The sequence below is a fragment of the Acidovorax sp. genome (genome assembly GCF_034519795.1).
Classification (GTDB): Bacteria; Pseudomonadota; Gammaproteobacteria; order Burkholderiales; family Burkholderiaceae_C; genus Acidovorax.
The window spans coordinates 468830-487742 of sequence record NZ_JAXHOB010000012.1 but is presented as its reverse complement, the minus strand read 5'-3'; the positions used below and the strand labels follow the sequence as shown (position 1 = coordinate 487742).

Here is an 18913-nt window from a genome sequence, read left to right as displayed (position 1 = left end):
CCTCGATCGATCAGTTATCAATGACGCGGGATTGTAGGGAGACGGCGAGCGCTTAGGGCCTGTTGACACTAATTGGCCACCGGCTCGATGCGCGTCACCACATAGGCGCCGGCCTGCTGCTCGGCGCGAAAGCGCACCTTGGCCCCGGGCTTGACCTGCGCGGCCTGGGCCGGATCGGTGACGCGGAACACCATGGTCATGGGCGGCATGTCCAGGTTACGGATGGGGCCGTGGCGCAGCGTGACCTTGGCGCTGGCGGCGTCCCAGCGCACGACTTCGCCTTCGCTCAGGTCTGCGGTGGCAGCGGCAGGGGCCTTGGTTGCCTGGGCCGCGGCGGGCGCAGCGTGGCTGCCATGGTCCTCGCCATGGTCATGGTCGTCGCCTGCGAAGGCGGTTGCTGCGCTGAAAAGGAGTGTGGTGGCGAGCAGGGCGATGCGCAGTGGGTGGGTGGTGTGGTGGGTCATGTCGATGCCTTGTGATTTCCGGGGTAGTTCTTGAAAACGCGGGTGCTGCCGTTGCGTGCAACCAGCAGCACCGCATAGCTGTCCTTGCGGCCGCCATAGGCGGGGCCATCCATGCCGGGCGAGCCGATGGGCATGCCCGGCACGGCCAGGCCCAGCGCATCGGGCTTTTGCTGCAGCAGGGCACGCACATCGCTGGCGGGCACATGGCCTTCGACCAGGTAGCCGCCGACCAGCGCCGTGTGGCACGAGCCCAGCTTTTGCGGCAGGCCCAGGCGGGCGCGCACGGCGTTGTTGCCGGTGTCGTGCACCTTCACGGCAAAGCCATTGGCCTGCATGTGGTCCACCCAGTCCTGGCAGCAGCCACAGTTCGGGTCTTTCCAGACCTCGACCGGCGTGGGGGCCGCGGCCCCTGCTGCCATCGGCAACGCGGTTGCGGCGAGCATGGTCAGCCACGCGCGGCGGGTGCTGGCGGTTGGTGTGTGGGTCATGGGGTGTCCTTTCTGTTCCAGGGTCAGCCCTTGCGGGGCAACACGTTGATGGTGCCCACCATGCCGGCCTGGTAGTGGCCGGGGATCAGGCAGGCAAAGTCGAAGCGGCCGGGGCGGTTGAAGGTCCACACGAGATCGCCCTTGCGGCCGGCCTTCACATGCGCCATGTAGGGCTCGTCGTGCTCCATGCCAGGGTGCTTGAGCATCATCTCGGCGTGCTGCGCCAGCGAGGCCTGCGTGCCGAGCACGATCTCGTGCAGCAACTGACCCCGGTTCTGAACCACCAGGCGCACGGTCTCGCCTTCGCGCACCTCGATGTGGGCGGGCGCAAAGCGCATGTCGTCGCCCATGCGCAGGGTGATGGTGCGCTGCACGGCCTTGGCACTGCCGGCAATGCCCCAGTCCTGTTGCTGGGCGGGCAGCGTGGCCCTGGATGCAGCCGCATGGGGTGTGTTGCCATGGGCCCAGGCGGCACCGGTGGCGCCCAGCAGGGCGGCGGCAACAAGGTGCATGGCAAGGCGGCGGGACGTAAGAACAATTTTCATGGTCTGCTCCAGAAGGGGTCAATGCTGGTGGCTGCCGCCGGTTGCCGCAGGCTTGCGTGCATTGGCGGCACCGGGCGCGGTGCCTGGCGTGGTGGCCCGTGGCGGGGCCGGCGTGGCGGCGGGCGCGCCCTGCCATTCATAGGCCTGGGTGCCAGGCGGCTGGGCGTAGTGGCCGGGGTCGCGGTAGTCGCCTGCAGCCTGGTTGGCACGCACCTTGAAGGTGGTGAACATGCCGCCCATCTCCAGCGGTCCATAGGGGCCGGTGCCGGTCATCATGGGGAAGGTGTTGTCGGGCAGCGGCATCTCCATGGCGCCCATGTCGGCCATGCCGCGCTCGCCCATCACCATGTAGTCGGGCACGATCTTCTGGATCTTGCCGACCAGGCCTTTGTGGTCCACGCCGATCATGGTGGGCACGTCGTGCCCCATGGCGCCCATGGTGTGGTGGCTCTTGTGGCAGTGAAAGGCCCAGTCACCGGGCTCGTCGGCGATCAGCTCCACCTGGCGCATCTGGCCCACGGCCACGTCGGTGGTCACCTCGGGCCAGCGCGCGCCCTTGGGCACGGGGCCGCCGTCGGTGCCGGTCACCTCGAACTCGTGGCCATGGATGTGGATGGGGTGGTTGGTCATGGTGAGGTTGCCCACGCGGATGCGCACGCGCTCGCCCTGGCGCGCCACCAGCGGGCTGATGGCCGGGAAGACCCGGCTGTTCCAGCACCAGATGTTGTGGTCCAGCATGGTGTTGACCTTGGGCGTGCGCGCCCCGGGCTCCACGTCGAAGGCGTTGAGCAGAAAGGCGTAGTCGCGCTGCACCGTGGCGATGTGCGGGTGCGCGGCCCGGGGGTGGGTGATCCACAGGCCCATCATGCCCATGGCCATCTGCACCATTTCGTCCGCGTGCGGGTGGTACATGAAAGTGCCGGGGCGGCGTGCCACGAACTCGTAGACGAAGGTCTTGCCCGGCTGGATGGCCGGCTGGTTCAGCCCGCCCACGCCGTCCATGCCATTGGGCAGGCGCTGGCCGTGCCAGTGGATGGTGGTGTGCTCGGGCAGGCGGTTGGTGACAAAGATGCGCACGCGGTCGCCCTCCACCACCTCGATGGTGGGGCCGGGGCTTTGCCCGTTGTAGCCCCACATGTTGACCACAAAGCCCGGCGCGACCTCGCGCACCACGGGCTCGGCCACCAGGTGGAACTCCTTGACCCCGGCGTTCATGCGCCAGGGCGCGGTCCAGCCGTTCAAGGTGACCACGGGGTTGTAGGGTCGGCCGCTCTGCGGGTGCAGCGGCGGCGCGGTGTCGGCACTGGCCTGCATGGCGGGCTCGGGCAGCGCGGCCAGGGCCACGCGGCTGACGGCGGCGGTGGCCACGGCCGTGGCGGCGCCGGCCGTGAAGAAATGGCGTCTTTGCATGTCAATGGCCTGGTGGGGTGGAAGGGGTGGCGGCGCTCGATGCGAGGCCTTGCAAGGCACCGGGCGAGGTGCCCGTGAGGGCCAGCTGCAGATCGGTCTCGGCCAGCCAGAAGTCGCGCTGCGCCTCGATGGCGCCGGCCACCGATTGCGTGCTGGCGCGTGCCTCGGCCAGCAGCTCCCACACGCTGGCGAGCATGCCGTTGTAGCGCAGTGTGGTTTCATGGGCGATGAGCTGGCGCAGCGGCACCACCTCCTCGCGCTGTTGGCGTGCCAGGTCGAGCGCGGTGCGGTAGGTGAGCCAGGCGCTGCGCACCTCGCTGCGGGCGCGCACGGCCGTGTCCTGCAGCGTGGCGGCGCTTAGCTCCACGCGCGCCTGGGCGCGGGTGCGCGCAGCGCCGCCCCAGTCGAACAGGGGCAGCGGCACATCCAGCTCCCAGCCGCGTGTGGTCTCGCGGTGGCCGCTCTCGCGCTCGGTGGCGGTGTTGCGGCTGTAGGCGATGCCGATGTCGCCGAACACGGCGCCCGCGCGGGCCCAGCCCTGCTGGCGCGCCTCGGTGTCGAGCTGGCGGCGCGCGGCCTGCACGTCCAGGCGCTCGCGCAGCGCGGTGGCCTCGATCCCATCGGCAGGCAGCGCCGTGGCGGGCAGCGCCGGCAACTGCCCGGCCAACTGGTACTGGGCCTGCGTGCCCCACAGGCCCATGCTGCGGCTGAGCTGCTCACGCGCGGTGGCGGCAGCCAGGCGCGCGCGGGCGCGCTGGGCATTCGCTTCCTGCAGCACGGCCCGTTCGCGCGCATGCTGCAGGCGGCTGAAATTGCCCACGCGGGCCATGCGGCGCGCCAGCTCGGCACCGGCCTCGGCGGCCTCCACCATGCGCTCGTGCGTGGCGGCCACCTGCTCGGCCGCCACGGCGCGCAGCCAGGCGCGGCGCGTGTCGGCGGCCAGGGCCACCACCTCCTGCGCGGCCTGCAGCGTGGCCACCTGCATGCGCTCGGCCTGGCGCTCCATGCGCCAGGGCAGGGTCACCAGGTCCAGCAGGCTGAATGCCAGCGTGCGCTCGATCTCGCGCTCATGGCGGTTGGTCAGCCGCGCGATGGAGAACTGCGGGTTGGGCAGGGTGATGGCCTGCACGCGCTCGGCATCGGCCACGCCCAGCGCGGCCAGGCGGGCCTGCAGGCCGGGGTTGTGCAGCAGGGCGATGCGCACGGCAGCATCCTGCGTGAGCGGCTGGGCCAGCCAGGCACCAGTGGCCTGGCGTGCCTGGTCGCGCGCGGCGGGGTCGGCGGCGGGCAGGGCGGCATCGGCGATGCCGGTGCGGCCCTGGGCAAGGGTCTGCATGTCGCCGCGCAAGCCGTCGGGCGACACGCTGGCGCAGCCTGTAAGCCAGGCGGCCAGGGCCAGGGCAGACCAGCGGGGAAGCGTGCGTGCGGTCGCGCTCATGGCTTGTGGCCCTGGTGGTGGGCCGCCGGGGCCGCGCCCTGGCCAGCTTCCCAGCGCACGATGTCGGCATGGCCGCGCGGGAAGGCGGCCACGGCCTGGTGGGCGGTGCGCCAGTCTGCCAAGGGGGTATCAACGCCCGGCTGCGGCTGCATGGGGGTGTGAGCCAGCGGTGCGTGGGGGGCCTGGGGCACTGCCGCTGGGGCCGGGTCGGCCATGGCGGGCGCTTGTGCCCCGGCCATGGTGGGCAGCAACAGGGCCAGCCAGCCCAGGGGGCGCAGCAAGGGCCAGCGAAGAACGGGCAAGAGGTCGCGCATGGTGCGGTCTCCAGAAAAAAGCGGGAAGGGAACGGCGCCATGGCCTGCGGTGTGCGCGCGGTATCGGGGATACCGGCGCTGTTGGAGCGTGCAGGCGCGGGCGGGCTCGGGGTGGGGGCAGTTCAGGCAGGGGGCGAAGCGCAAGCCCATGCGCCACGGCAACGGCGCACAAGGGGCGCCGCTGTGGTGGGCAGGGGTTTGCCAGGCGCTGCTGCAACGGCCCGAACAGGCCCCGGTGCAGCCTTACGCTATGGGCGGCTTGATGGCCAGCGCGGCGGTGGCGCTGTCGAACGGGGTGGCGGCCGCAGGTGGAGCGCCGCCCAGCAGGGGCAGGGGCGCGGCCGGCATGGCCGGTGGCTCCATCAGGGCCGTGTGGCAGATCTCGCAGGCCGTGCAGTTGGCGTGCTGGCTGTGCGTGGCGCAGCCGGTGCTGGCAGGCGTGCTGCCGTCGCAGGCCAGCGCCGCCACATCGGTGCCGCCATGGCCGCCACCATGCAGGCTGCCATGGTCTGCGGTGTGGGCTGCATCGGTTGTGGATGCGTGCTCGTGCTGCCCATGGTGGTCTGCCGCCGCAACCTGCGCCACTGCAGCCGGCGCATGCTGCATGGGCAGCATGCCTGCGGCCATGGCGGTGCCCACCAGGCCCCGAAGGACCAGCACCACCATCAGCAGATAGAACAGGGGGCCGCGACGCATCCTGCAATGATAAGACTATTGCCCCAGTAGTTCCGCAAGCGCCGCCGCGTCGAATGGTTTACCCGCATACCCGCCGCGCGCAGCCCGCCAGGGGTTACGATGTATCCAGATGTTTTTGCGGCCGCCGCTGGCTGAGCGGCTGCCTGCCCATCCTTCCTCTTTCGCGAAAGGCCCCATGCCTGCTTTGCCGCCGTTGGCTACGGGCTCCCTGTCCGCCAGGATACGGCTGCTGATCCTGGTGGCCACGCTGCCCGCCCTGGTGCTGGTGGCCTACCAGGCCAAGGCCAACCGCGAGGAGTCGGTGGCTGCGGCGCGCGAGAATGCGTTGCTGATCACCCGCACCCTGGCCTACAGCCAGCAGAGCCTGATCGACACCACGCGCACCTTTTTGCAGCAACTGGCCACGACCCGCCGGGCGCAGCAGCTCGACGCCCCCGATTGCTCGCAGTACCTGGCGGAGGTGCTGGCGCTCAACGCCACCTACATCAACATCGGCCTGCCGCGCGCCGATGGCGATCTGCGCTGCAGCGCCGTGCCGCCCCGGGTGCCGGTGAACCTCACCGACCAGCCCCACTTCCTGCGGGCCATCGTGGCGCGCGAGTTTTCGGTCGGCAACTTCCAGGTGGACCCGGCGGTCGGCCTGGCCAGCGTGAGCTTTGCGCAGCCGCTGATCGACCCCGAGACCCGCGCCGTGCTGGGCGCGGCGGTGGCCGTGGTGTCGCTCGACTGGTGGAGCCGCCGCCTGCACGAGCTGGGCCTGCCCCAGGGGGCCGTGGCCCGCGTGCTCGGCCCCGATGGCCGGGTGATCGCGCGCTTTCCGCCCGATCCGCAGGAGCTGGGCACCCAGCCCGACCTGCCCCAGCCGGGGGCCGGCGCACAGGCCCTGCGCGGCGGCGCCAGCCTGCTGGAGACCGAAAACGGCGCCCGCTACATCGAGGTGGCGCGGCCCCTGCTCGAATCCCAGGGCAGGCCGGTGGCCAGCATGCGCCTGTCGGTGCCGCTCGATGCGCTGTATGCCCAGGTCGCACGGCAGATGTGGCGCGACATCGGCTTTTTGCTGCTGGGCCTGCTGGCCTCGTTCATGCTGGCGCATGAAGGCGTGCGCCGCGGCGTGGGCAAGCCGCTGGCCCGGCTGCTGCGGGCCACCGACCAGCTCGCCCAGGGCCAGCAGGTGGCTGCGGTGCCCGAGACGGGCTTTCGCGAGCTGGCCCAGCTGGCCCAGCGCTTCAACCACATGGCCCAGGCCCGCCAGCAGGCCGAGGGCGAGTTGCGCCACAGCGAGGAAAACCTGGCCATCACCCTGGACTCCATTGGCGACGCGGTGGTGGCCACCGACGCCGCCGGGCAGGTGGTGCGCATGAACGGCGTGGCCGAGCAGATGACCGGCTGGCCCCTGCGCGAGGCGCGGGGGCGGCCGCTGGCGGACGTGTTTCGCATCGTCAATGCGCGCACCCGCGAGCCATCGAAAGACCCGGTGCAACTGGTCATGGCCAGCGGCCAGGTGGTGGAGCTGTCCAACCACACCACGCTGATCGCCCGGGGCGGCACCGAGTACCAGATCGCCGACAGCGCGGCCCCCATCCGCAATGCAGCGGGCGGGATCACCGGGGTGGTGCTGGTGTTCAGCGACGTGACCGAGCCGTACCGCGTGCGCCGCCAGCTGGAAGACAACGAGGCGCGGTTTCGCACGCTCACCATGCTCTCCTCCGACTGGTACTGGGAGCAGGATGCGCAGCTGCGCTTCGTGACGCTGGAGGGCGAGGCCGCCAGGCGCACCCTGCCGGGCCCCCAGTGGCATGTGGGCAAGACCCGGCGCGAGGTGGCCACCGAAGACGGCGGCGGGGTCGCTGCGTCGGAGGGCATTGCGGTGGACTGGGAGCAGCACGAACAGACCCTGCGCGAGCACCGCGAGTTTCGCGATTTCGAGTACCCCCGCCGGTCCACCGGCGGTGCGGTGGAGTGGGTCTCGGTGAGCGGCACGCCGATGTTCGATGCGGACGGCAATTTCCTGGGCTACCGGGGCATCGGCAACAACATCACCGAGCGCAAGAATGCAGAACGCGAGTTGCGCATCGCCGCCATCGCCTTCGAGTCGCAAGAGGGCATGCTGGTCACCGATGCCGACACCGTGATCCTGCGCACCAACCGCGCCTTCACCAAGATCACCGGCTACGACAGTGCCGACGCCGTGGGCCGGCGTGCCAGCTTCCTCGCCTCGGGGCAGCACGACGAGGCCTTTTTTGCCGGCCTGCGCCGGACCCTGGACAGCGTGGGCGAATGGAGCGGCGAAATCTGGAACCGCTGCAAGGACGGGCAGGTGAACCTGCACCAGATGGGCATCACGGCCGTCAAGGACGCCCAGGGGCGGCTCACGCACTACGTGGCCTCGCTGAGCGACATCACGCAGAAGGCCGCCGCCGCACGGGAGATCGAGCACCTGGCCTTCTACGACCCGCTCACCCTGCTGCCCAACCGCCGCCTGATGATGGACCGCTTGCAGCAGGCCTTTGCCAGCAGCGCCCGCTCAGGCCAGTACGGCGCGCTGCTGTGCCTGGACCTGGACCATTTCAAGACCCTCAACGACACCCTGGGCCACGACATGGGCGACGTGCTGCTGCAGCAGGTGGCCCAGCGCCTGAAGTCCTGCGTGCGCGAGGGCGACACCGTGGCGCGCCTGGGCGGCGACGAGTTCCTGCTGCTGCTCAAGGGCATGAGCAGCGAGCCCACCGAGGCGGCCGAGCACACCCAGACGGTAGGCACCAAGGTGCTGGCCGCGCTGAACCAGCCCTACCAACTGGCCCTGCACCACGTGCACAGCACGCCCAGCATCGGTGCCGTGCTGTTCAGCGGGCAGAGCCAGTCGGTGGACGAACTCATGAAGCGTGCCGACCTGGCCATGTACGCGGCCAAGACCGCCGGGCGCAACGCCGTGCGCTTTTTCGACCCGCGCATGCAGGCCGCCGTGACCGCCCGAGCCGCGATGGAGAACGACCTGCGCGCTGCCCTGGCCGAAGAGCAGTTTCGCCTGTACTACCAGGTGCAGGTGGGGCAGGGCGAGCGGGCCATCGGTGCCGAGGTGCTGATCCGCTGGCAGCACCCCGAGCGCGGCCTGGTCATGCCCGGCGAGTTCATTCCCGTGGCCGAAGAGACCGGGCAGATCCTGGCCATCGGCCTGTGGGTGCTGCGCACCGCCTGCCTGCAGCTGCGCCGGTGGCAGGACGACCCCGCGCGCAGCCACCTGCAGCTGGCCGTGAACGTGAGCGCGCGCCAGTTCCGCCAGGGCGACTTCGTCGACCAGGTGTTTGCCGTGCTCAGCGAAACCGGCGCTCGCGCCGACCGCCTCAAGCTGGAGCTGACCGAGAGCATGGCGCTGGACAACGTGCAGCACACCATCGCCCGCATGAACGCGCTGCGTGCGCTGGGCGTGGGCTTCTCGATGGACGACTTCGGCACCGGGCAGTCCTCGCTGTCCTACCTCACGCGGCTGCCGCTGGACCAGCTCAAGATCGACCAGAGCTTCGTGCGCAACATCGGCATCCAGCAGACCGACGCGCTCATCGTGCAGACCATCATCGGCATGGCGCAGAGCCTGGGCATCGACGTCATCGCCGAGGGCGTGGAAACCACGGCCCAGCGCGAGTTCCTGGCGCAGCACGGCTGCAATCTGTGGCAGGGCTACCTGTTCAGCCGGCCGGTGCCGCTGGAGAATTTCGAGCAGCTGATGGACCAGCGCTACGGTGGCGGTGCGTAGCAGCCCCGGGCGGGGCTCTGGTAACAGGGGATACCCACCGCGATGGCAGCGCCTTCGGCACTGGCCCTGGAGCGGGTGGCACGAAAAATGCACATACTTCGGCTGGCCTGGCGGGCATTGACCTCACCGCCGGCCAGGTTCCTGGAGCCCGCGCCCAATCCTGTTGGCGCGGCTTTACAGAGACGTTGAAGAATATAGGCACTCCTATCCATCACGACGCCCATGCACCCAGCCCCGTCTGCAGTCTCCCACGCGCCCAGGCCCGCCAAAAAGGGCGGTCCGTGCATCGGCAGGGTATCCCTCCCGTGACGATTTCGCTGAAATCCCACTTCCAGCCGATCTTCAGCCTGGCCCATCGCCGTGTGGTCGGCTACGAGGCTCTGCTTCGCGGCACCATGCCCGACGGCACGCCCGTGCCGCCGCCAGAACTCTTCGCACGCTGCCAGTCGGTCGAAGAACGGACCGCGCTCGATGTGGCCGCCTGCGAAATGCACGCGGGCAGCTTTGCGCGCTTTCCGCGGCAGGCGCACTGGCTGTTCTTGAACGTGGATGCCTCGATCTTTTCCCGCGGCAACGCGGTGTCTGCCTCGCAGCGCCTGCAGCAGGTGTGCCGCCAATCGGGCCTGGCGCCCCACCAGATCGTCGTCGAAATCCTGGAGACCGCGATCGATGACCATGTCGATCTCGAAGCGCAGGTGCGCGAGCTCAAGGCCCAGGGCTTCTTGCTGGCGCTGGACGACTTCGGCGCCGGCCACTCCAACTTCGATCGGGTGTTCTCCCTGGCGCCCACGCTGGTCAAGCTCGACCGCAGCGTGGTCGTCAAGGCTGCACAGAGCCAGACCGTGCGGCGCGTGACCACCCAGATGGTCTCGCTGCTGCACGAATGCGGCGCGCTGGTCCTCATGGAGGGCATCGAGCGCCGCGAGGAGGCCGTCGTCGCACTCGACTCCGACACCGACTTCGTGCAGGGCTACTTCTTCGGCCGCCCCGCCGCCCAGTTGCTGCCCCCCGCCTATACCTGCGCAGAGATCGAAGACACCTGGGCCCTGTGCGGCGACCGCTGGCACGAGCAGCGCCGCGAGTACCGCGACCGCCTGCAGCCCTACGTGCAGGCCATGCTCCATGCCTGCACCCGCATGCAGGCCGGTGCCTCCCTGGGCGAGGCCTGCGCCGCCTTTCTCGCACTGCCCAACGCCGATGTCTGCTACCTGCTCGACGCCAGCGGCCACCAGGTGGGTACCAACCTTTTCTCGCGGGGGCGCGGGCCGGTGCTGGCCGAGCGCGACGCCTTCGCCCCGCTGCGCGACACCACGGGCGCCCGCTGGTCGCGCCGGCCGTACTTTCGCCGCGCCCTGGGCGACACCGGCGTGGTCCAGGTCACGCGCCCCTACCGCACCATGCAAAGCCTGAGCATGTGCATCACCCTGTCCGTGGGCTTCGAGCGTGACGGGCAGCGCCTGATCATCTGCGGCGACATGGAGTGGACGCCCCTGGACGTGCGGCCGGATTTTTCCGATACGGTATCGTGAGGGGGGGAACGCTCAGAAGGTATGAATGAATCCGGCGTGTCCGAGCAGGCCGCCATAACGCGTGCGATCTAGGCGCAAAGCGCAGCCATAGCTTGGGCTATGGCGAGCATTTGCAACGACGAGCGCGCGTGTTGTGGCGGGATGAGCGGGCAAGGCGGGTTCGTTCACACCTTCTCAGGTCCCCATGTACCGCCCCGGCCGGTGGTTGATGGCCAGCACCAGGTTGAGCGCCACCGCACCCGCAATCGACCACAGCACGCGCAGCGGCTCCACGGTGAACAGCGCCAGCAGCACAATGCAGCAGTCCACCCCCATCTGGATCTTGCCCGCACGCCAGCCATAGCGGTCCTGCAAATACAGCGCGGCAACGCCCACGCCGCCCAGGCTGCAGCGGTGGCGAAACAGCACCAAAAACCCCGTGCCCGTGATGGTGCCGCCCGCAATCGCCGCGTACAGCGGCTGCAGCTGCGCGAACTGCAGCAACTGCGACTGCAGCTCGGTCAGCGCCGACAGCAGCAGCACCGCGATGAAGGTCTTGACCGTGAACGCCCGCCCCAGCTTGCGCAGCGCCAGCCAGTAGAACGGCAGGTTGACCACGAAGAACAGCTTGCCAAAGCCAATGCCCGTAGCGTAGTGCGCCAGAAACGCCAGCCCCGCCGTGCCGCCCGTGAGCAGACCGGCACTGGTGAAGAAGGCCACGCCCACGGAGATCAGCAGCACGCCGGTGAAGATGGCTACGGCGTCTTCGGTGGGGGTGTGGGGGGCAGGTGGTGCGGCGGTGGTCGGGGAAGGTGCCGCAGGGGGCGTGTTGGGCGCAGCAACGGACGAGGGGGTGGGACTGGTCATGGCGAGGGCAGGGCGGGCTAGGGAGTCACTGGGCGGGGCATGGATTGAACCACGCAAGCCGCGTGCCGGGCTTGTCGTGGGTCAAACCGATGGAGTCGTTTGGAAGCGGGGCAAGTCAGGCTCGCGACGGGTGTTGCCGGGCGGTCCATGATGGTCAGCGTCTGCTGGAGTGAGATGCAGCCAAGAACAGCGAAGCCAGCCCGACGCCACGGGCTGGCTTCCATCGGGGCAAGGGTCGGTGGGCCTGGCGCGGCCTTCTTGCCTGATGTACGGGCGATTTTAGGAGAAACAGGGCATGCCGCCCGCCGGCAGCCTTGCGCTACCGCAACGTGGCCGGCCACAGCTGTTTCCCAGGCGCAGCGAGATGGACTCGCCGATGGGGAGCATCGACCCCGCCAGCACTGCGGTCGTCATTAAGCGTTTCGGGGCCGTAACGGCCGAGCAGCACCCAGTCGATCTGCTCAAGGCCTTGCTGGCCGCCTTTGGCTGCCCGGGGACCAATGGGTCGAACGCTGTAGACGGCTGACGTCGGCCTTCCCGCTCGTCCATAAGCCGTGGCTATTCAGCCCGCCCCACCACCGCCGCAATATGCTCCACGAACAAGCGCACCGCCTCCGACGTGTTGTCCTTCGCCCAGATCACGCCCACGGGCCCAAACCGGATCGTCCGGTCCAGCGGCAGGATGCGCATATTGCCCAGGGCCACCTGGTACTCGGCCATGGCCTCCGAGCACACGCCGATGTAGTCGCCCTGGTGCACCAGGGCCTGCAGGGTGGTGATGGCGGCGGTTTCGACCTTGGGCAGCAGCCAGGTGGCGCCGGCGTCGAGCAGGGCGGCGTCGAGCTGCGAGCGGGTGAGCGTGCCCTTGGGCGGCATGATCCAGTGGTCGTGGACCAGGTCGATCAGGCGGACGGGGGCCTTGGCGTCCCAATGGCGGCTGGCGCGGCCCACCACCAGGCAGACGTTGTCGTCGAACAGCTCGCGGTGTTCGAGCCCGTCCTTGTAGGCGCGTGAGTCCAGGGAGCACACCGCTACGTCGAGCTGCTTGTTGTCGATGCCTTCGAGCAATTGGGTCAGCGGGCTTTCGGACACGGTGACCGAGATGTAGGGGTACAGCGCCTGGAACTCCACCAGCGCCTGCGGTATGGCGCGCGCCACGCCGGCCCACACGCTGCCGATATGCAGGCGCGCGGTGCGGCCCTCGGCCAGGGCGCCCAGCTCGGCCTGGGTGCGCGAGATGTCGCCCAGCACGCTGATGGCCAGGCGCTTCATGATGATGCCGGCCGGCGTGAGCTGGATGCGCCGCCCGCGCGTGACCAGCTGCGTGCCCACCAGCTCCTCCAGGTCGGCCAGCCAGTGCGACATGGCCGACTGCGTCATGTGCATGCGCGCGGCGGCCTCGGTCAGGGTGCCGGCATCGTCCAGCACCATGAACGATTCCAGATGCTTCACCTTGAGCCGGCGGGCCCATGCCACTTGGTCGTATGCAGTCATGAGTGAATGCTAATGGATCCATCGCGCGAATTCACTGGTCCCCGGGGCACCTGAGCCGAATAATTGCCGGCATGCAGGCAGCACTTTCACCAAGCTGCCACCTTCCCGCCGCCTACCCCTGGAGATTGCCGATATGAAGAAACCTTTCTGCTTTGCTGCCGCCGCCAAGGCCGTGGCGCTCGCCCTGTCGCTGGCCGCCCTGCCTGCCGCCCAGGCGCAGGACGCCAACTACCCCAGCCGCCCGATCCGCCTGGTCGTCTCGCAGCAGGCGGGCGGCAGCTCCGACACCGTGGCACGGCTGTGGGCCGAGCATGCGGGCAAGGCCATCAATGCCACCATCACCGTGGAGAACAAGCCCGGCGCCGGCGGCATCATTGCCGCGCAGCAGGTGCTCGGCCAGCCGGCCGATGGCTACACGCTGATGTTCGGCGGCGTCTCGCAGATGGTGCTCAACAAGTTCGTCTACAAGCCGCTGCCCTACGATCCAGAAAAGGACTTCGTCGGCGTGGGCATGCTCAGCACCGTGCCCTTCATCCTGGTGGCCAACCCTGCCACGGGCTTCAAGTCGCTCGACGACCTGGTGAAGTACGCCAAGGCCAACCCTGACAAGCTCAACTTCTCGTCCTCGGGCCTGGGCAATTCAACCCAGCTGGCGGTGGAGCTGCTGCAGAAGAAGCTCGGTATCAGCATGGTGCACGTGCCCTTCAAGGGCGAGCCCGACGGGCTCATGGCCACCATCGGCGGGCAGACGCAGGTGATGGCGCCCGTGGGCGGCTCGGCGTTGCCGCACATCAAGAACGGCAAGATCGTGCCCCTGGTGGTGCTGGCCCCCTCGCGCCTGCCCGAGCTGCCCGACGTGCCTGCCGCCAACGAGCTGGGCGTGAAGGACTTCGACACCATGGGCTGGAGCGGCATTGTCGCCAAGGCCGGCACGCCGCCCGCCATCATCGCCAAACTGCACGAGGGCACGCGCGCCTTCCATGCCAGCCCCGAGGTGCAGGCCAAGCTCAAGGGCATGAACGCCATCTCCATGGCCGGCCCTGCCAGCCAACTGATGGACGTGGCGCGCCGCGACACCAAGGCCTGGGGCCCGACGCTCGAAGCGCTGAACCTCAATCCCAAGTAAATCCGGCTGCCCTTCGCGGCGGTCACCATCCATGGTGGCCGCCGCGCAGCCGCTTTCCTCTGTTTCATTCTTTCCCGAGTCTCCCGATGAAAAAACAAGCAATGGTGTCCTGCCCGCAGCCCGAGGCGGCGGAGTCCGGCATCGAGATCCTGCGCGCCGGCGGCAATGCGGTCGATGCCGCCGTGGCCATCGCGCTGTCGCAGACCGTGGTGGACCCGCTGATGTGCGGCATCGCGGGCTTTGGCACGGCGGCGGTGTTCCTGCCGGGCAAGGCGGGCAAGGAGGCGCATGAGTACTTCGACTTCCACGCCCCCGCGCCGCTGGCCGCGCGCGAGGACATGTGGGCCGATCTGCTTGAAGGCGAAACCAAGGACGGCTTCGGCTTCATCCTCAAGGGCCGGGTCAACGACATCGGCGCGCAGTCCATCGGCACGCCGGCCACGCTCAAGGGCCTGGCGGCCATGCACAGCGCGCACGGCCGCCTGCCGTGGAAGGAGGTGGTGGCGCCCGCCATCGCCTGGGCGCGCGATGGCTACTTCGTGCGCCCCGGCATGTACTCCTTCTGGATCGACCAGACCCTGGCCGGCCGCGCCAGCAACATGGACCGCCTGCACCACAGCGACGAGGGCCGCGCCCTGTACTGCCGCGCCGACGGCAGCGCCAAACCCATCGGCACGCCCATCGTGAACGAGAACTTCGCCCAGGTGCTGGCCCAGGTGGCCGAAGAGGGCATCGCCCCGTTCTACGAAGGCGAGCTGGCCCGGCGCATGGTGGAGCACGTGCAGTCGCTGGGCGGCCTGCTGAGCATGGACGACCTGAAGCGCTACGAAGTGCGCCGCACTGCACCGCTGGTGGGCCGCTACCGCGACCGCGTGGTCACCACCAACCAGCCACCGGGCGGCGGTGCCATGTTGCTGCAGATGCTGACCATCCTCGAAGAGTTCGCCCTGGGCGACCTCGAACACAACAGCCCCGAGTACCTGCGCATCCTGAGCGAGGTGATGAAGCGGGCCACCACCGACAAGGACCGCCACATCGGCGACCCGGCCTTCGTCGAGGTGCCGCTGGACCAGCTGCTGTCGAAGGAGAATGCAGCCCGCGTGGCCGCCGACATCCGCGCCGGCAAGCGCCACAGCGTGGAGCGCGTGAACCTGGGCGCCCCGGTGCCCAAGGACACCACCCACATCAGCGTGGTCGATGGCGAAGGCGGCTGCGTGTCGATGACGCATTCGCTGGCCATGCCCTCGGGCGTGATCACGCCGGGCATGGGCTTCTTCTACAACGGCTGCATGGGCGTGTTCGACCCGCGCCCGGGCCGGGCCGGCAGCATCCAGCCGGGCAAGAGCCGCTTCACCTCGTCGTGCCCGAGCATCGTCTTCAAGGACGGCAAGCCCGAGATCGTGCTGGGCGCCCCCGGCGGCACGCAGATCGCCATGGGCGTGCTGCAGGTGCTGCTCAACCTCATCGACCACGGCATGGGCATGCAGGAGGCAGTGTCGGCCCCGCGCTTTTCGTCCACCAGCAACTCCATCGACGTGTGCAACCGCATCCCGCGCTACGTGGCGCGCGAACTGCAGGCCCAGGGCTACGAGGTGCTGCGCAACCCGTACAACTACACCATCGGCTGGGTGCACGGCGTGCAGATCGGGGCCGACGGTGCGTTGCATGGCGGCGCCGATCCGGGGCGTGATGGGGTCGTGTACGGCACTGCGATTGCGTGACAACCCAGGGCACCAGGCCTTCTCCTACAAGGCCGTCAGTGCGTGGCTGACAGGGGGGCTTGGGGCGGGCACGGACAGTGGGGTGCATGCGCCTTCCGTCCTCTGCCAGCACCCGACTGCCTTGCCCGCTGGCGCGGCGGGAGTGCTTGCGGCGCCTATTGGAGCCCGGCCAGGTAGGCGGCGATGTGCCGCGCGTCGGCAGGGCTCAGGCCCATGGCCGGCATGGCCGTGCCGGGCTTCACGGCTTGCGGCTCGCGCAGCCAGCGCTCCAGGTTGTCGGGGGTGTGCGGCAGCACGCCTGCGATGTTGCTGCGCAATGCAAAGCCTGCGAGCGAGGGGCCCACATGCGTCTCGGGCCCGGTCACGCCAGGAATCCTGTGGCAGGCGTTGCAGGCATGCTGGTACAGGGCCTGGCGGCCCAGCACAGCATTGCCCGTGGCGGGCGGCGCAGCGGCCATGCGCGCCGCGCCGCAGGTTGCAATCGTGCCCGCGCTGCGCGCGCCGTCCACCTGCTCCAGCGTGATGGCCTGGAAGGCGGCCACATCCAGGTCGGGCAGGCGCTGCAAAAAGGCCACGGTGGACCACAGCTCCTCTTCATCGAGCCGGTGCTCCCAGGCGGGCATGCCGCTCATGCGGATGCCGTGGCGGGTCAGCCAGTACATCTCCTTGGTGCTCCAGCGCCGCGCCGCATCCACCAGCGGGCCGGGCACGGGCTGCATGCTCTTGCCGATGTCGCCCTGCGCCACGCCGGGGCCGCCGTGGCACTGCAGGCACTGGTCGCGGTAGCAGCCCGCGCCGCGCAGCACCATGGTCTCGGTGAAGGGCGGCGGTTCGTCCACGCTGCTGCGCGCACGCAGCTTCACCGACTGGTGCATGGCGCTTTCGAGCAACTGGTACACGGGCTTGAAGTGCTGCTCGCTCGCGGCCACGTTGTACAGGCCCAGGTAGACCGTGGCGAGGCCGGCTGCGGCGGCCAGCACCGCCACGCCGAGCAGCGTGGCGAAGAGGGTGGCGTAGACGGTCCGTCGTCGGTGGGGCATCGGATCATTATGTGGTTGTGCCATGCGCAGGGCTGTAGGACGTGGGGATGCACATGAGGCGCATGCTGTACATCCTGGCTTGTGCATTGGCATGGCCCGTGGCGGCCCTGGGCGGTGCTGATGCGCCGTCCACCGGCCGGGCCCTGGGCGATGCGCGGCGCGGCGCCCTGCTGATCGCGCAGTACCAGTGCGGCGCCTGCCATGCCATCCCGGGCATCGCCAGCGCGCGTGGCACCGACGGCCCGCCGCTCGCGGCCTATGGCCTGCGCAGCTACATTGCGGGCCGCGTGCCCAACCGGCCCGACCTGCTGGCGCGCTGGATCGCGCAGCCCTCGGCCCTGGTGCCATCGACCACCATGCCCGACATGGGCGTGCCCGAGCAGGACGCGCGCGACATGGCGGCCTGGTTGAGCGAGCAGCGCTGAGGCATGGCATGACCGTTGCATCCACCCTGGTCCCCGTGCTGTCGCCCGCCGGCCCGGCCGCGCAGGCCATTGCCGAGGTCAGCTGGGTGCTGATCATCGGTGCCACGCTGCTCTTCGTGGGCACCATGGCGCTGCTGGCCTGGGCGCTGTTTCGCAAACGGCGCGGGGGCGAGGTACGGTCCTTGTGGTGGCTGGCCGGCGGCGGGCTGGTGTTGCCGCTGGTGGTGCTGACCGCCTTGTTCTTCTACAGCCTGCACCGCGCCCCGCCCTGGAAGGCCGTGCCGCCGGCCGATGCGCTGGTCATCTCCGTCACGGGCCGCATGTGGTGGTGGGAGATCCGCTACCGCGACCCGGTGAGCGGCGCCACCATTGCCACTGCCAACGAGCTGCGCATGCCCGTGGGGCGGCCGGTGTACCTGGGATTGTCGAGCGCGGAGGTGATCCACAGCCTGTGGATCCCGGAGCTCGGGGGCAAGATGGACATGGTGCCGGGGCGGGTGAACCATTTGTTGCTGCAGGCGTCGCGGGCGGGGGTGTACCGGGGGCAGTGTGCTGAATTTTGTGGGGAGGCGCATGCGCGGATGGCCTTGCATGCGGTGGCGATGGAGGCTGGGGAGTTCGATGCGTGGCTGGCGGGGCAGGCCGCTCCTGCTGTGGTCTCTTCATCATTGGCGCCTGGTTTGCAGGCGGGTAGGGCGGTGTTCGATGCGCAGAAATGTGCTGTGTGCCATACCGTGCGGGGGGTGGCGCAGGGGTCGAAGCTGGGGCCGGATCTGACGCATGTGGGGAGTCGGTTGTTCATTGCTTCGGGGACTTTGAGGAATGGGCCTTTGGAGATGAAGCGGTGGTTGGCGCAGGTGCATGAGGTCAAGCCGGGGGCGCGGATGCCTTCTTATGCGCGCTTGTCGGAGGGGGATCTGGATGCGTTGGTGCAGTGGTTGGGGGCGTTGAAATGATGTGCTGGCGTTCGTCTGTTCGTGGTGGTGCCTGTTCTTGTTTTGAGGGTGGAGGCCGGGTCTCGGCCCGGCGGCCGAGGTACCTTTCTTTGAGTCGCCAAAGAAAGGTACCCCAAAGAAAGGCGACCCCGCTGCCCGTGTCCCCACTCGCCCGGTGGGCGAGTGGGGCAGCCTGCGATGCTCGGTCCTGGGGTGACGCCGAAGAACTCCCTGCGCTGCCTCTGCGAGGCAGCTCCGGTCAAACAGCTTCGGCGAGCCAGATGACGAGGCGCGTGTCCTTCGGCACGCGCTCACCCCAGGCCCTGCGCTTCTCGGCACGGTCAGAAGGGGGTGGGAGCGGGCTCCATACGGGCCATTGCTTCGCTCGGCCTGTGGTCCTTCGCTGCGCTCGGCTCGCAAGGGCGGCTGCGCCGCCCGTCGGCAGCGCGCACCGCGCGCGTCCCCGACCCCAGGCGCAGCTGCGCAGCAGCAGCCGTCAGGTACCCGGTCCCCACCCCTGCTGGCTGCGCCGAGAAGCGCAGGGCCTGGGGTGGGTGCGTGTGCCGCAGGACACACGCACTTCGTGCTCTAGCTCGTCGCGGATGTTTGAGCGGAGTTCGAAGAACGCAGCGAGTTCCGCGACGCCACCCCAGGCCCGAGCATCGCAGGTTGCCCCCATCGCCCGACAAGG

General features: G+C 69.3%; 16 protein-coding genes. 6 read left to right on the top strand and 10 right to left on the bottom strand.

The features are described 5' to 3' along the window. Nucleotides 1-68 precede the first annotated feature (68 nt). From U5N23_RS15795 to U5N23_RS15765, 7 genes are all read right to left on the bottom strand, one after another. The gene (locus U5N23_RS15795; protein ID WP_322593732.1) at nt 69-464 is read right to left on the bottom strand and encodes a copper-binding protein; all 396 of its coding nucleotides are present in this window, start codon (nt 462-464) and stop codon (nt 69-71) included. Continuing rightward, nucleotides 461-952, bottom strand: coding sequence for a DUF411 domain-containing protein (locus U5N23_RS15790; RefSeq protein WP_322593731.1), 492 nt, complete (start codon nt 950-952; stop codon nt 461-463). Before U5N23_RS15790 ends, U5N23_RS15795 begins: the two co-directional genes overlap by 4 nt. Before the next feature lie 23 nt (nt 953-975). Further along, nucleotides 976-1497, bottom strand: coding sequence for a cupredoxin family protein (locus U5N23_RS15785; protein ID WP_322593730.1), 522 nt, complete (start codon nt 1495-1497; stop codon nt 976-978). Nucleotides 1498-1515: 18 nt separating this feature from the next. Then, nucleotides 1516-2907, bottom strand: coding sequence for a copper oxidase (locus U5N23_RS15780; RefSeq protein ID WP_322593729.1), 1392 nt, complete (start codon nt 2905-2907; stop codon nt 1516-1518). Between the two features lies 1 nt (nt 2908). Next, nucleotides 2909-4345 (bottom strand): TolC family protein, encoded by a 1437-nt coding sequence (locus U5N23_RS15775; RefSeq protein ID WP_322593728.1) that lies wholly within the window; start codon nt 4343-4345, stop codon nt 2909-2911. Continuing rightward, nucleotides 4342-4659: a hypothetical protein gene (locus U5N23_RS15770; RefSeq protein ID WP_322593727.1), complete on the bottom strand. Its 318-nt coding sequence runs from the start codon at nt 4657-4659 to the stop codon at nt 4342-4344. The genes U5N23_RS15775 and U5N23_RS15770 overlap by 4 nt, the downstream gene beginning before the upstream one ends. A gap of 243 nt (nt 4660-4902) precedes the next feature. After that, nucleotides 4903-5355, bottom strand: a complete 453-nt coding sequence (locus U5N23_RS15765) for a hypothetical protein (protein WP_322593726.1) — start codon at nt 5353-5355, stop codon at nt 4903-4905. Nucleotides 5356-5530: 175 nt separating this feature from the next. Between U5N23_RS15765 and U5N23_RS15760 the strand changes: the two genes are divergently transcribed. Both U5N23_RS15760 and U5N23_RS15755 read left to right on the top strand, forming a co-directional pair. Continuing rightward, a complete protein-coding gene (locus tag U5N23_RS15760; protein WP_322593725.1) occupies nt 5531-9106 on the top strand; it encodes an EAL domain-containing protein in 3576 nt (1191 codons plus the stop codon). A 305-nt stretch (nt 9107-9411) separates the two neighbouring features. Next, on the top strand, nt 9412-10635 hold the full coding sequence (locus U5N23_RS15755; protein ID WP_322593724.1) for an EAL domain-containing protein: 1224 nt from the start codon (nt 9412-9414) through the stop codon (nt 10633-10635). Nucleotides 10636-10809: 174 nt separating this feature from the next. On the opposite strand, the gene U5N23_RS15750 is transcribed toward U5N23_RS15755, so the two are convergent. Further along, entirely contained in the window at nt 10810-11481 is a 672-nt protein-coding gene (locus tag U5N23_RS15750) for a YitT family protein (protein WP_322593723.1), read from the bottom strand. Nucleotides 11482-12039: 558 nt separating this feature from the next. Next, nucleotides 12040-12975 (bottom strand): LysR family transcriptional regulator, encoded by a 936-nt coding sequence (locus U5N23_RS15745; protein ID WP_322593722.1) that lies wholly within the window; start codon nt 12973-12975, stop codon nt 12040-12042. 133 nt (nt 12976-13108) lie between these two features. On the opposite strand from U5N23_RS15745, the gene U5N23_RS15740 reads away from it, so the two are divergent. Both U5N23_RS15740 and ggt read left to right on the top strand, forming a co-directional pair. After that, complete coding sequence (locus tag U5N23_RS15740) at nt 13109-14101, top strand: tripartite tricarboxylate transporter substrate binding protein (protein WP_322593721.1); 993 nt, start codon at nt 13109-13111, stop codon at nt 14099-14101. A gap of 86 nt (nt 14102-14187) precedes the next feature. Continuing rightward, nucleotides 14188-15822 carry a gamma-glutamyltransferase gene (gene ggt, locus U5N23_RS15735; RefSeq protein WP_322593720.1) on the top strand — a complete coding sequence of 545 codons (1635 nt, stop codon included), beginning with the start codon at nt 14188-14190 and terminating at the stop codon, nt 15820-15822. Between the two features lie 155 nt (nt 15823-15977). Here ggt and U5N23_RS15730 read toward each other — a convergent pair whose 3' ends face one another. After that, complete coding sequence (locus tag U5N23_RS15730; RefSeq protein ID WP_322593719.1) at nt 15978-16862, bottom strand: c-type cytochrome; 885 nt, start codon at nt 16860-16862, stop codon at nt 15978-15980. Between the two features lie 62 nt (nt 16863-16924). Between U5N23_RS15730 and U5N23_RS15725 the strand changes: the two genes are divergently transcribed. Both U5N23_RS15725 and coxB read left to right on the top strand, forming a co-directional pair. After that, entirely contained in the window at nt 16925-17287 is a 363-nt protein-coding gene (locus U5N23_RS15725; protein ID WP_322593718.1) for a c-type cytochrome, read from the top strand. Nucleotides 17288-17322: 35 nt separating this feature from the next. After that, nucleotides 17323-18243 (top strand): cytochrome c oxidase subunit II, encoded by a 921-nt coding sequence (gene coxB / locus U5N23_RS15720; RefSeq protein ID WP_322593717.1) that lies wholly within the window; start codon nt 17323-17325, stop codon nt 18241-18243. The last annotated feature ends 670 nt before the right edge of the window (nt 18244-18913 follow it).